This window comes from Wolbachia endosymbiont of Aedes albopictus (genome assembly GCF_024804185.1).
GTDB classification, from domain to species: Bacteria; Pseudomonadota; Alphaproteobacteria; order Rickettsiales; family Anaplasmataceae; genus Wolbachia; species Wolbachia pipientis_B.
The window spans coordinates 247,551-261,434 of the sequence record NZ_CP101657.1; the positions used below are offsets into that span (position 1 = coordinate 247,551).

A 13,884-nucleotide genomic window follows, 5' to 3' on the forward strand; every position below is an offset into this window, starting at 1 on the left:
GCATAAACATTAGTAACTTTGCAACTTTATTAACTTTGTAACTTTATTAACTTAATACCAACTGTCAAATCTTGATATCCTTTAAAATAGAAATCAGTTCCAATTTCTACATTAACCTCTAAAGATAAAGAAAGAGTCTGCTCTTTTATATATTCATTCCATGTAGTTATTGCTTCCTTAATTTTTTCATCTTCTGTTTTGATTATTACTCTAATTCTATCTGATATATGAAAATCAGCTTGTTTTCTAGTTTCTTGAATGAGCCTCACAATATCTCTCGCAAGCCCTTCTAGAATTAGTTCATCATTGAGCTCAGTGCTCAGAATAACAATCCCTTTATTGTTATCAAATACAGAAGAATGTTCACTGTTTGCTTTTAATAATAGTTCATATTCACTTTTCTCTATAATGTAATTTTCTGACTCGTCTCCTAAAAATATTGAACCTTTTGTAGAACCTTCTGTCATTCCAGCGCGTGACGCTGGAATCTGCATCTGGATCCCAGTGTCACGCACTGGGATAACGTCGGGGTAAGTTTTTTCAATTTGCTTCCATTTCCCCTCTTTGACATATTGGACTAATTTCTTGATTTTATCTGGAATTCTTCTTCCAAGCATAGGAAAATTTAATTTTAACTCTAGTGACGCAACTTCTTTCAACTCATTTACTATTTCTAACTCTTTTACATTTACCTCATCTCTTATTATCTCTTGATATTCATCTTTAAGAGAATCATAGGAAAACTGATGATAAACAATCATACTACCAAGTGGCTGTCTGATACGTATGTTAAACGTGTTTCTAATAGAGAATGCAGAGTTACATATCTCTCTCACTAGATCCATTTTGGCAATGAGCTGACTATCAAACTTCTCTAATTGTGGGAAATTAGCCAAATGAACAGATGTTTCTTCATACTTAAGCCCTTGCCATATAGTCTCTGTTATAAGTGGTAATAAAGGAGCTGCAGCACGAAGTATGTAATAAAAAACTGTATATAGAACATTATAAGCGTCAGTTTTATCTTGATCCAAATCACTTTTCCAAAAACGCTCGCGGTTGCGACGAATGTACCAATTGTTTAGCACTTCAAAAAAGTCTATCAGAATTTTGCAAGCCTCTTGGGAGTTATAGCTGTTCATAGAAGTTTGGATACTTTCTACAGCTTCAAAACATTTGGAAATCATGTAGCGATCAATAGTACTTTGATAATCCTTACAAACTTCAGCTTTAATTCCATCTGCATTTGCATACATAGTAAAAAAGTGATAACCGTTCCAAATAGGTTTTATTACGTTTTTCAGAACATCTCGTATTGAGTTTCCTTCTTTATCAAGTAGCAAATTACCACTACAAACAATGGAACTAGACAGCATAAGAAAACGCAGTGCATCAGAACCGTATTTATCAAAAACCTCCATTGGATCTGCATAGTTATTCAAACGCTTGGACAATTTTTGCCCTTTTACATCCAAAACAACACCGTGGCATATGCAGTTCTTAAATGGTTCCCTATCAAACAAAGCAGTGGACAATACAAAGAGCGTATAAAACCACCCCCTGGTTTGCGCTATGTATTCAGTGATAAAATCTGCAGATTCAAACCCCTCTTTATTTTCAAACGGATAGTGGACTTGTGCGAATGGCATTGAGCCAGATTCAAACCAGCAGTCAAATACGTCAGGCACACGACGCATAACTGATTTTCCTGTTGGATCGTCAGGATTTGGCCTCATTAAAGTATCGATAAATGGTCTGTGCAAATCATCTACTTTAACATTAAAATCTCGCTCTAGTTCTTCTATTGAACCATATACATCCACTCTTGGATATCTTGCATCATCTGATTGCCACACAGGAATCGGAGTACCCCAGAATCGATTGCGTGAAATTGACCAGTCGTGTGCCTCTTCAAGCCATTTTCCAAATTGACCATCTCTAATGTGGTTTGGTATCCAATTAACTCTCTTATTTAGCTCTACCATTCTGCCTTTGAATTTTGTAACGGCAACATACCAAGAAGGCATAGTGCGATAGATCAAAGGAGTATCAGTTCTCCAGCAGTGTGGATAATTGTGAATATATTGTTCAGTTTTGAACCAGTTTCCTTGTTCTTTCAATTTTTTTATTACTGTATCATTGGTATCAAAAACATGAACCCCTGCCAAATCTGAAACTTCAGCAGTAAATTTTCCACTGTTATCAATTGGACAAATAACTGGAATACCATGACTTTGGCAAAGGTAAAAATCTTCCTCACCAAATCCAGGAGCAGTGTGTACAACGCCAGTACCATCTTCTCCTGTAACATAATCAGCAACAAAAACACGGAATGCATTCTTTGTATCTTTAAAGTAATCAAACAGCGGCTTATAGGAAAGGCCTGCAAGATCATTCGCTTTAAGTTTTATATTGCAGTCTTCATATGGAATATTGCTTTGTTCACAGTGGCTGATAAATTTCTCTAAGTAGCTTTCAGCAAAAACGTATATTTCACCATTGACTAACACTGCACAATACTCAATATCTTTCCCTATTGCCAGTGCTAAGTTGCTCAGCAACGTCCAAGGAGTTGTAGTCCAAGCAAGTAATTTACATACACTTTTAAACTGCTGTGGGTTTTCTAAAAGCTCAAATGCAACAGTTACAGCTTTGCTAGTCTTTTCTCTATACGCGTTATCAAGCCTTGTTTCAAAATTGGATAATGGAGTTTCGCACGCCCAGCTATATGGAACAACGCGTACTGATTCATACACTAGACCCTTATCATAAAGCTGTTTAAATGCCCACATGACCGACTCCATGAATGATTTATCCATAGTCTTGTAGTCATTGTGAAAATCTACCCATCTTGCTTGTCTATTGACATATTTTTCCCACTCTGATGAAAATCTCATTACAGAAGTACGACAATGGTTATTGAATTTTTCAATGCCGAATTTCTCTATCTCAGTTCTACCAGATATTCCAAGTTCTTTTTCTGCACCCATCTCAGCCGGCAATCCATGGCAATCCCAGCCAAATCTACGTTCAACTCTTTTTTGCAGCATAGTTTGATATCTTGCAAATGCGTCTTTGATAAAACCAGTGAGTAAATGTCCATAATGCGGAAGGCCATTTGCAAATGGAGGCCCATCATAAAACACAAAACAACTATCCTTAGAACGTTTTCCAACTGACTGCTCAAAAACTTTATTTTCCTGCCAAAATTTTATGATTTCTTTTTCTAACGACGAAAAATCAGGATTACTTACTGTATCAGGATAATGCTTTGACTTCATGTTCACTATGTAAAACTAAAGAATATAGGGCTTTCTGAAAAATTACAAATTCAAAAAGAAACAAACTTATTCCTGCACCCCACACCCTATAGCTAACACAATCCCACGTCATACCGCGATTCATTCGCGGTATCTCAGCTTAACCGTCATATCGTCACGGTATCTCTAGATCCCGCTAACAAGTAGCGGGATGACGGTTGTCGGTAAGCCTAAATTACTTTAGCTATAGTTGATAAACTTGAAATAAACTATGTAAAGTGCTTCTGTACAAGAACGTAGGAGAACTTTTTTCTTAATTAGGCAGTACATCCCAATAAACTATTTTGCCGAGCTTCCAACACTTTCACGTTTACTATTTTGTCCCTGTATTTACCTTTAGGATCATCAATGCACACCGATTGCATATATGGACTTTTGCCAATAATTTGAGCTTGATGTTTGCCTTTTTTATCACTGAATAAAGCAGGAACAGTTTTGCCCACCATACTCTGGTTAAACTCAAGTTGTTGCTTACTAATTAGTTTCTGTAAACGAAGAAGACGTTCTGTTTTAACATCTTCTGGTATTTGATCTTTTCTTTCCGCTCCTGGCGTTCCTGGTCTTGGGCTATATTTAAAACTATAAGCCTGAGCGTACTTTACTTTTCTCACTAACTTCATAGTTTCCTCAAAATCTTTTTCGGTTTCTCCAGGAAACCCAACAATAAAATCAGAAGAAAATTCGATTTCAGGTTTCAGTTTGCGAAATCTGTCTATTATTTCCAAATACTCATCTGCAGTGTGTTTCCTGTTCATCGCGTGCAATATTTTATTCGAACCAGACTGCACAGGCAGGTGAACAAACGGCATGAGCTTTGGCTCTTCCGCATGTGCCAAGTAGAGAGATTCATGCATATCTCTTGGATGAGAAGTTGTATAACGAATCCTCTCTAGCTTTTCAATTTTAGCAATATGACTAATTAATTTTCCTAAATCCCACACTTCCCCTTCACACTCCCCATGGTAAGCATTGACGTTCTGACCAAGCAAATTGATCTCATTTGCCCCATTTGCAACTAATTTCAATGCTTCACGAAATATTTCATTCACTGGCCGTGAATACTCAGCTCCGCGAGTGTAGGGCACCACACAAAACGTACAAAATTTATCACAACCCTCTTGTATGGCAAGAAACGCAGAAGACCCCTGGCTATTGCCATAGCATTCATCTGGCAATTTATCAAACTTTGCAACTTCAGGAAAATCAGTGTTTATTACATGACCTTTACTTCTGCTTGCTTTGACTATCAGCTCCGGTAAAGTAGCGATACTCTGTGGACCAACAACAATATCAACAAATGGAGCTCTTCTGAACACTTCTTCTCCTTCTGCTTGCGCTACACATCCAGCCACCACTATAGTCATTTCTTTTCGTGAAGAATGAATCTTCCCGAGCTCAGAATAAAGCTTTTCTGCTGCCTTCTCTCTAATGTGACAAGTGTTCAGTATTACCAAATCAGCTTTTTCTGCATCACTAACAACGTTGAACCCCAAAGGTTTAATTATATTTTCCATTAAAACGGAGTCATAAACGTTCATCTGACAGCCGTAAGTTTTAATATATAGGCCTTTCATATTTGGTATGTCTTTTTCAAAATTTCTTCACCCTACACGTAAATGTCTAACAGACCAGCGCGTGACGCTAGTGAACTTGCTAGCACAATAGATTTTGACAAAATTATACGAAAAACTGGATCCCAGTGTCAAGCACTGGGATGACAAGTTCTCGGCAACCCCTACGTCATACCATCACGTTATCTCTAGATCCCGCTAACAAGTAGCGGGATGACGAGCTTATCGTCATGCCACTGCGAACCGTCATACCGCGATTCATTCGCGGTATCTCAGCTTAACCGTCATATCGTCACGTTATCTCTAGATCCCGCTAACAAGTAGCGGGATGACGGTTGTCAGGGTGTCATGAAAGTAGCTAACACTGGCTTCCATCCAAGAGGGCAGTGCCCTCTTCTTGTCATCCCAGTGCTTGACACTGGGATCCAGGAAAAAGAATGGTATCATGCAAGTAGTTAACACTGGGATCCAGGAAAAAGAATGGTGTCATCCGAGTAGCTTGACACTGGCATCCAGGAAACTTAATTGCAAGTAATGCATTGAGTTTGGTGAGTATGGGTTTTGCGTTATAGAATGAAGCACTTTTGGTGAATTTGTAAAGAAAGCTGGATCCCAGTGTCAAGCACTGGGATGACAAGAAAGGGAGCACTGGAATTTTTATTTCAGCATTAGCCATGCATCTGAACAGATACGAGCTTTCTGCTTTTTTTTGGTAAGGTCAGTCAAAAAGGTTTTACAACAACCATAATAACTATAACTATTATCAATACTGTAACTGCTTCATTTAAAACACGAAAATAAACGTGTTTTTTTTCATTTGAACCCATTGCAAAACTTTTCCTATGCATTGCAAGTAGTACATGAATAGCAAACATAAAAAATAATGCTAGTGCTTTCACATGAAACCAACCTTCGCGATATGCTTCTCTTATAATCATTAATGTAATTCCAAGACCAAGTGAGAAAAGCATTGCAGGGTTTATGATATATCTAAGTAGCCTCTTTTCCATCGTTTGAAGCAAGCTATCATTTTCCGATCCCGGCTTTACAGCTGCGTGGTAAACATAAAGCCTGGGTAAATAAAGCATTCCTGCCATCCACATAATGGCGGAGATAACGTGAAAAGCCTCAAGCCAGTGGTAGTAATCCATTGAGATTTATTATAAAATGTTAAAAATTTCTGATATTATCTTAGTTTAATGAAAAAGAAATCGATATGAAAGCAGAAAATTTCACTAAAGAACAGATAATTGGATTCTACAGGAAAATGCTACTCATACGCAGATTTGAGGAAAAAGCAGGCCAATTATATGGAATGGGATTAATAGGCGGGTTCTGTCACCTATCAATAGGACAGGAAGCAGTTGCAGTTGGAACTCAAGCTGCATCAAAATTAGGTGACGCTTTTATCACAAGTTATAGAGACCATGGCTTAATGCTCGCATGTGATTCTGACCCAAATGTTGTAATGGCAGAACTCACTGGCAAAGAAACAGGATGCTCGAAAGGTAAAGGTGGTTCGATGCACGTATTTGACGTTGAAAAAAAATTCTTCGGTGGACATGGAATAGTGGGAGCACAAGTTCCAATTGGGACAGGAATAGCATTTGCTAATAAATATAAGAAAAAAGATAATGTGGTATTCACGTATTTTGGTGATGGTGCTGCAAATCAAGGACAAGTATATGAATCATTTAATATGGCATCTTTGTGGAAGTTGCCTGTGGTTTACATCATAGAAAATAACGAATACGCAATGGGAACTTCTGTGCAAAGATCAACTTTAGTAACAGAGTTATATAAAAGAGGAGAAAGTTTTGGTATTTCTGGAAAACAAGTTGATGGAATGGATTTTTTCTCTGTTTATGCGGCTACAAGTGAAGCAGCGGAACACACACGCAGCGGAAAAGGGCCTATCCTGCTTGAAATGAAGACATATCGATATCGCGGCCATTCGATGTCAGATCCTGCTACTTATCGCTTAAAAGAAGAAGTTGAAGATATGAAGCAAAATCATGACCCTATAGGCACTTTAAAGAAATACATGATAGATAATAAAATTGCTTCAGAAGAAGAATGTAAAGTAATTGATAAGGAAGTACGTGATTTAGTAAAAAAGTCGGAAGATTTTGCCAAAAATAGTAAAGAACCAAGCGTTGATGAGTTGTATACTGATGTTTATAAATTTGTTAGCTAAGTAGGCTTCTTTTTTTTATCCAGAACTGTACGAACATTGTATAGTAAACGATGTCATTCAATTCTCCCATCATCTAAGTAGCCTTCTTCTTGTCATCCGAGTAGCCCCTTCGGTTTCATCCTTACTTTTACCCACAATTTTGAGAGGTCATTATGTGAAGCATAACTATGCTCTCCTTAAGGTTTTCATAGCCCCGCCATAGAGTCATAGACCCTGGTAAATTATCACTTTTTCTATTCATAAATCCACCCAATTTTCCTAACCAAATAATAGCTTGTTTTATGTTTGGAGGTTCTTCGGGTAATGTTGCTACCCAATACTCACGCATGTAAAGGACCTTCCACTCTTCGTTGCTTAAAATTTTAGTACAAATTTCCATGGGATTTGATAAAGCCACTTTTGTCAAATATAAAATTTTAAACGCGATTATACTTTTTATAGCAATTAACTTCTGTAATCTTTCTTTTGTAGCTAAGCGAGAGCTTTCTATCTTACATCCTGATTTTAAAATCCTAAAATACTCTTCAATTTTCCATCTTAGCTTATACCAATTTATCTTTTCTATGGCATCTAAAGTATGGTACATTAGTTAGTAGAGTCCAGTCGACAGCTTCCAATCCATCAGGAGCTTTTGCACTTACCACATATACAGGGACTTATTTTATGTATTGTATCTTTTGACCCATAAATGGAAGAAGATCTGATAGGCTTTCATATACTTAACTTCAATATTAGCTTTCCTTGATCTCTGGTTTCCACCTTTAGTAACTTCTAGAGAAATTTTCTTTTTTACTGGCAGTTGAGTGATGCGTGTTTGCAAATCTGTTTTTCCGACTTCAGTACAGATAAATCTTCTATTAGCTCGATTGCGGATTACATAAAAACTACCTAACGTCTCAGCCACCCATAAAAATTTGAAGATGTCTGCTTCCCTATCACCAAGGGTAACAAGTTGTACATTTGGAGGAAGGTTGTTTATAGTTTCTTTGAGAGCTGTTATCCACTTATAACTTTCTTTTTCTTCTATGGAGGTACGGTATTTTCTGTTTGCTTTTTCTTGTGCCGTTTCTTCTTCCCTAATAGAACGCGCCCAACATTGTTGGGAAGATAGACCTAAAGGTAATCCTTCTTTGCTGACTATTAAGGCACTATGCAACAGTAAACCCATTTTATGCTTTGTATAAGCTTTAGAAATACTCCCTAGTCTCTTGGTCTTTATATGAGAGTCAAAATCCAAATAACTTGTATCTTGAACTGAAAAGACCAACTGGTTTCCTTTTATTCTTTCCTTAGTTTCTTTACAATGGGAAGAATAAATTTCCTTATCTTCAAGCTTTTCATTGCTAAATAATCTATATGCACCCTTAGCTTCTTTCCATCCACTACAGCTTTGATTAATTGAACCAGATGCCTTACCCTCTATGCAATAACTTGTTTTTATAAGTCTTTTTTTAAGCCTTATATCTCCCAAATTAATGTGTTTTAACTCTCTTTCCAGCCATTTATCCCCTAAGCCATCTGTATATTGCACGCTTGTACTTGTTTCTATCATTTTGATCCTAAATTATTTAGCTTACTCACTTTTTACATTTGTGGGTAAAAGTAAGGGTTTCATCCCAGTGCCTATTTCTTTGTCATCCGAGTAGCTTGACTACTTGGATCCAGGAAAAAGAATGGTGTCATGCAAGTAGCCTCCTTCTCCTGTCATCCCAGTACGCCCCTTCGGTGTCATTCCAGTGCTCCTTTCTCGTCATCCGAGTAGCCCCTTTTTTGTCATCCCAGTGCCCAGACACTGGGATCCAGGTTTTTTAGAGCTATCATAGGATGACAGAAGCACACTTTGTCATCCGAGTAGCTGACACTGGGATCTCATTTCGTAACTTCATAGTATAAATTATTTCAAATTGTATCTATTTGCAAATATAGTAATTTTGCATAAAAAATGAGATCCCAGATACTGTCTCTGCTGTCAAACAAATTATCCAACAAAATTACAATTAAATGGTTGATTATTTTTAAGAATACCAAAAAAGACATGCATTAATTTTCGCATTAACGCAAGAACTATGACATTTGCCTTTACTTGCTAGACGCTGACAAAACTTTTGAAAATGATTATTATGGTTTTTGACTACGGCATATAAAGAGCTTTTCGAATACGCTCAGATCCTATTTTGCATATGCAACTTCTCTGACGATCCCGATTGATAATGTCCTGGCAGCAAAAGCTGTAAATTGTTTAGCATTGTCAAAGTTATCAACTGATGGCATTTCTGCGACAACAGCAGTAAGATATCCTATACCTTTTATAGTCTTAAGGTTTTCCACCATATTTTTTAGATGTGGATAGTTATTTATATGCTTATTAATTTCTTTTTCGAGAACAATAATTTGCTCCTCTATTGCCAAAATTACTTTAGATATAGCTTCTTTGCAACTGGAATGCATATTTTTGTTTTCCAAGCGATTTGTCTGTTGCACCTTATCATCTTTTAGCGATTGCAAGCAACGCCCTAAAATGCCTCATTTCAGGTGCAATGGGCTTCCAAAGAGCAGGTCTGTTGGCGATACAAAATCTATAGCTGTATCTGATTTATCTGTCTTATTTCTGAGCAGCTCACTTTTGCCAAAAGCTTTCTGGGTTTACTATACTGACATTATGTCCTAAATCGTGCATAAAAGTAGCCAAATCTTCTCCATACCAACTCAAGACATAAATGAGTAAGATTTGCTCCATGGCCATTGCACCAAACTACAAGTTTTGCAAAACCATCTTGATTATTTTGAAAGACTTTGTGTCGTTTTTTACTGTCCACTAACAAACATCAAATTTCTTTTTTGAAATATCCACACCCAAAATAGCATTTACTTGCATAAAATTGCCTCCAAGACTATAAATAAACTGAGAGTTTAGACTAACCTTGTAATACGGGATATAATTCCAAAAGATACTGTAGATCCCGCTAACAAGCAGCGGGATGACACCCTTTTGGATAGAAGCCAGTGTCTGGGCACTGGAATGACACCGAAGGGGCTACTGCTGTTTTGGATGGAAACCAGTGTCAGCTACTTTCATGACACCCTGACCTCGTCATCCCGCTACTTGTTAGCGGGATCTATGCTGGGAGATACCGCGAATGAATCGCGGTATGACGGTTCGTGACGGTATAACGGTTCGCGACGGTATGAAGGTTAAGTAATTCGTCATTCCGCTATGTGTTAGCGGCTAAGAGATACCGCGAATGAATCGCGGTATGATGGTTCGTGGCGGGATGACGAGGATGCCGCCGCAAACTTGTCATTCCAGTCTTGGATCCATCCTTTCCATAATCATCAAAAACGTCGTATTTTAACATAAAACAGCTACTTTTATACTCACCAACTTAATAAAATTCCTGGATGCCAGACTGGCATGACACCCTACTAGTAGCACAATGTTCGTACAGCTGTAAGTGCAACTTAATAATTAGAAACTATAGGAGTTCTTTTTTAAAAAACTTAAGTTATACTTATAAGTCTTTGATATCTTATATAGTAATTATGTCGAGTTTAAGCTGCCTTTATGGTGATAATGCAGAATTTGTGGAAGAAATGTATAGCCGTTATCTGCAGGGCGATAAATCAATCGGGGAAGATTGGTACAGAATTTTTTCAAGCAATTTAGAAGTTAATAAAGCGGAGTCTTGTGGTGCACAGCATGCAGTCAAAACGGATGATTCAGTTTCTAGTCTGGCAAATTTTTTCAGATCTTATGGTCATTTTTTTGCAGACCTTAACCCGTTGTCGCCGAACGCAAGTCAAGAAGTAGACTATCAAAAATATTCGAATCTCTCTCCAACGAGTGATGCTGGAATCTATAGAGGTATTTACTGCAAGAATATTGGTTTTGAATTTATGCATATTTCCTCTTATGAGGAGAGGATGTGGCTGCAGGAAAAGATCGAAAATCAAACCTATACACTGAGCTCACAAGATAAAAAGGAAATACTGAGGCACTTGGTCGAATCTGAAATGTTCGAGCAATTCCTCCATATGAAATTTCCTGGATATAAGCGTTTTTCTATTGAAGGTGGAGAATCAGCTATTGTTGCGATTGAGAGAATTATTAGTGATTCTGCGGCTTTTGGCATTGAAGAAGTAGTTCTTGGCATGGCTCATCGCGGACGACTCAATGTTTTAACCAAAGTTATGGGGAAAGAATATGCGGCAATGCTATCTGAGTTTCAAGGTAATCTCGCGTATCCAGGTGGTCTTGAGGTGTCTGGTGATGTTAAATATCACCTTGGTTATTCTTCTGATCGCGCACTTGCTGGTGGTAAAAAAATACATTTGAGTTTATGTCCTAACCCATCTCACCTTGAAGCGGTAAATCCGGTTCTAGCTGGAAGAATAAGAGCAAAACAAAATATGAGATCTGTGCTTGGAATATCGATTCATGGCGATGCAGCTTTCATTGGGCAAGGAGTGGTTGCTGAAACCCTGACATTAAGCAATATTGAAGGCTATGAGGTGGATGGCATTGTGCATATTGTCATTAATAACCAAGTTGGCTTTACTGCAAACCCATGCTGTGCGCGGTCATCTTTTTATTGCACTGATGTAACTAAATCTATAGAAGCCCCAGTATTTCACGTTAATGGAGATAATCCAGAAGCAGTAAATTTTGTTGCAAGTCTGGCAATGGAATATAGGCAGAAGTTTAAAAAAGATGTGGTGATTGACATAATATGCTACCGCAAATATGGCCATAATGAAGGCGATGAACCTAATTTCACTCAGCCACTCATGTATAAGCTGATATCAAAGCATAAAACTCCAGGAACGCTATACGAAGAGAAGTTGACTGCAGAGAAAGTATTAGGTAGCGATGAAGTAAATAAATTGCGCAGCAAATTCAGAGCAAGATTGGATGAAAGCCTTACTGAGTCATCGGCTTATACTCCAAGAAAAGCTGACTGGTTTGATGGAGTGTGGTTAAAACTAAGAAGAGCAAGGCTGAATGATTTGAACGAATACTACACGAATTCTGGTGTTTCACCGAGTGAGCTAAAAAAACTAGGTGTGCATATAAATAGCAATATCCCAAGCAGTTTTAATATCAACAATAAGGTTAGAAAAATACTCGATGGAAGAATAGACAGTATAAATTCCGGCAGTAATATAGACTGGGCAACTGCTGAAAGTCTTGCGTTTGCATCGCTACTTAAAGAAGGAATAGAAGTGCGTTTATCAGGCCAAGACTCTGGTCGTGGGACTTTTTCGCACCGTCATTCAAGGCTTGTTGATCAGGTAACGGAAGAAGCATTTATTCCGCTAAACAATATAAATAAAAAGCAAGCTCGCTTTGAAGTTATAGATAGCGCACTATCTGAGTATGCTGTAATGGGCTTTGAGTATGGATATAGCCTAGATTCTCCGTATTCACTGGTGCTCTGGGAAGGGCAGTTTGGTGATTTTGCAAATGGCGCGCAGATTATGATCGATCAATTTATTGCATCTGCAGAAACAAAGTGGTTGCGATCAAGTGGTCTAGTTTTACTTTTGCCTCATGGTTATGAAGGGCAGGGGCCTGAACATAGTTCTGCTCGCATAGAGAGATTTTTGCAACTCTGCGCAGAGGATAATATGCAAGTAGTTAATTGTTCCACTCCGGCAAATTACTTTCATGTCTTGCGCAGACAAATTCATCGAGATTTTCGTAAGCCTTTAGTAGTATTTACACCTAAATCGCTACTGCGTCATAAAAGAGCAGTTTCTAACCTGTCTGACTTTGAAGGAAAATTCCTCACGGTAATTCCAGAATGTAGAACAGGTTTAGTTTCAAATGACAAAATACGCAAAGTTATAATATGTAGTGGCAAAGTTTATTACGACGTAATTGAAATGCTTGAAACACAAAAAATAAATGACATAGCAGTAGTGCGTTTAGAACAATTCTATCCATTTCCAGCCGATAAGCTAGGTAGTGAACTTGAAAAGTACAAAAATGCTGAAATTATATGGTGTCAAGAAGAACCAAAAAATATGGGAGGATGGTTTTTTGTTAACCCATTGATAGAAGAAGTGTTATCTAGTCTCAATATTAAGGCAAAGAGGCCTGGGTGCATCTCAAGACCTGCTGCTGCATCTCCTGCATGTGGTTATGCTAGTGTTCATGCTCAGCAACAGGAGGAAATTTTAAAGCAGCTTAACTAAACTTCACCTCTACTAGTGGAATATTACTCCAGCTGTTGCTGCCGTAGTTATCAATAGAAGCGTTTAAGTAATCTGTATCAAAGCGCACGGGTACATCAAATTCAAAGCTTGCAGTAATTGTTGTGCCTTTTGCTGGTGGCTTGGTAAACGTGATTTCTCCCGTTGAATAATTCACTGAATATTTTTCTGTCTCTTCATCATCTAAGTAAATTTTTATTGTACCATGCACTGGCTTTTTTATCATGCGTGTATGCTTGTCCTTTCCACTTATATAAGTTTTGATCAGTTGAAAAGTCATTTTTTTACCATCTCCTATTCCGATTTCTTGGTTGGTAACTGTAAAGTCTGACCAATCCTTAAAACGAAATCCTATTGCTTTACCTTTTCGTGCCTGAAAAAATGTTATGAGTTCTGTTAGCTGCTCGCTTGACCTGACACCATAAGCTATATTGTACCTGACACGTGCACGAGACCAATTGATGTTGCGCTGTTCACAACCATTATGAGTTGTTACAATGTCAGTGGAAAATTCCGGTCCTCCAGTAGACCCATAAGATATATTTTCTGGAAATCTAATTTCTGTAAATGACATATGTCCTCC

At 37.8% G+C, this 13,884-nt stretch carries 13 protein-coding genes and 1 pseudogene; 4 read left to right on the forward strand and 10 right to left on the reverse strand.

Going from position 1 to position 13,884, the window contains the following annotated elements:
• Nucleotides 1-29: 29 nt before the first annotated feature.
• From ileS to hemJ, 6 genes are all read right to left on the reverse strand, one after another.
• Complete coding sequence (gene ileS, locus NHG98_RS01240; RefSeq protein WP_096616750.1) at nucleotides 30-3,281, reverse strand: isoleucine--tRNA ligase; 3,252 nt, start codon at nucleotides 3,279-3,281, stop codon at nucleotides 30-32.
• Nucleotides 3,259-3,405, reverse strand: coding sequence for a hypothetical protein (locus tag NHG98_RS01245; protein ID WP_259245463.1), 147 nt, complete (start codon nucleotides 3,403-3,405; stop codon nucleotides 3,259-3,261). The genes ileS and NHG98_RS01245 overlap by 23 nt, the downstream gene beginning before the upstream one ends.
• Nucleotides 3,406-3,577: 172 nt before the next feature.
• Entirely contained in the window at nucleotides 3,578-4,894 is a 1,317-nt protein-coding gene (gene miaB / locus NHG98_RS01250) for a tRNA (N6-isopentenyl adenosine(37)-C2)-methylthiotransferase MiaB (RefSeq protein ID WP_096616748.1), read from the reverse strand.
• Between the two features lie 300 nt (nucleotides 4,895-5,194).
• A complete protein-coding gene (locus NHG98_RS01255) occupies nucleotides 5,195-5,338 on the reverse strand; it encodes a hypothetical protein (protein WP_259245465.1) in 144 nt (47 codons plus the stop codon).
• Nucleotides 5,292-5,567: a hypothetical protein gene (locus tag NHG98_RS01260; protein ID WP_259245466.1), complete on the reverse strand. Its 276-nt coding sequence runs from the start codon at nucleotides 5,565-5,567 to the stop codon at nucleotides 5,292-5,294. Before NHG98_RS01260 ends, NHG98_RS01255 begins: the two co-directional genes overlap by 47 nt.
• A gap of 46 nt (nucleotides 5,568-5,613) precedes the next feature.
• Nucleotides 5,614-6,042, reverse strand: coding sequence for a protoporphyrinogen oxidase HemJ (gene hemJ / locus NHG98_RS01265; protein WP_096617933.1), 429 nt, complete (start codon nucleotides 6,040-6,042; stop codon nucleotides 5,614-5,616).
• Nucleotides 6,043-6,107: 65 nt separating this feature from the next.
• Here hemJ and pdhA point away from each other — a divergent pair, with 65 nt between their 5' ends.
• The gene (pdhA, locus tag NHG98_RS01270) at nucleotides 6,108-7,088 is read left to right on the forward strand and encodes a pyruvate dehydrogenase (acetyl-transferring) E1 component subunit alpha (RefSeq protein ID WP_096617931.1); all 981 of its coding nucleotides are present in this window, start codon (nucleotides 6,108-6,110) and stop codon (nucleotides 7,086-7,088) included.
• A gap of 127 nt (nucleotides 7,089-7,215) precedes the next feature.
• Here pdhA and NHG98_RS01275 read toward each other — a convergent pair whose 3' ends face one another.
• Together NHG98_RS01275 and NHG98_RS01280 are read right to left on the reverse strand one after the other, a co-directional pair.
• A complete protein-coding gene (locus NHG98_RS01275) occupies nucleotides 7,216-7,674 on the reverse strand; it encodes a transposase (RefSeq protein ID WP_096617925.1) in 459 nt (152 codons plus the stop codon).
• A 75-nt stretch (nucleotides 7,675-7,749) separates the two neighbouring features.
• A complete protein-coding gene (locus NHG98_RS01280) occupies nucleotides 7,750-8,640 on the reverse strand; it encodes an IS4 family transposase (protein WP_096617923.1) in 891 nt (296 codons plus the stop codon).
• A 38-nt stretch (nucleotides 8,641-8,678) separates the two neighbouring features.
• Between NHG98_RS01280 and NHG98_RS01285 the strand changes: the two genes are divergently transcribed.
• Nucleotides 8,679-8,900 (forward strand): hypothetical protein, encoded by a 222-nt coding sequence (locus tag NHG98_RS01285; protein WP_259245467.1) that lies wholly within the window; start codon nucleotides 8,679-8,681, stop codon nucleotides 8,898-8,900.
• A gap of 166 nt (nucleotides 8,901-9,066) precedes the next feature.
• Here NHG98_RS01285 and NHG98_RS06495 read toward each other — a convergent pair.
• Nucleotides 9,067-9,963 (reverse strand): annotated as a pseudogene (locus tag NHG98_RS06495) (IS110 family transposase).
• A 114-nt stretch (nucleotides 9,964-10,077) separates the two neighbouring features.
• Between NHG98_RS06495 and NHG98_RS01295 the strand changes: the two are divergent.
• Complete coding sequence (locus NHG98_RS01295) at nucleotides 10,078-10,251, forward strand: hypothetical protein (RefSeq protein WP_259245469.1); 174 nt, start codon at nucleotides 10,078-10,080, stop codon at nucleotides 10,249-10,251.
• A gap of 377 nt (nucleotides 10,252-10,628) precedes the next feature.
• Nucleotides 10,629-13,283, forward strand: a complete 2,655-nt coding sequence (locus NHG98_RS01300; protein ID WP_096617585.1) for a 2-oxoglutarate dehydrogenase E1 component — start codon at nucleotides 10,629-10,631, stop codon at nucleotides 13,281-13,283.
• Here NHG98_RS01300 and NHG98_RS01305 read toward each other — a convergent pair.
• Nucleotides 13,276-13,875 (reverse strand): TIGR02217 family protein, encoded by a 600-nt coding sequence (locus NHG98_RS01305; RefSeq protein ID WP_096617587.1) that lies wholly within the window; start codon nucleotides 13,873-13,875, stop codon nucleotides 13,276-13,278. The genes NHG98_RS01300 and NHG98_RS01305 overlap by 8 nt on opposite strands.
• Nucleotides 13,876-13,884: the final 9 nt, after the last annotated feature.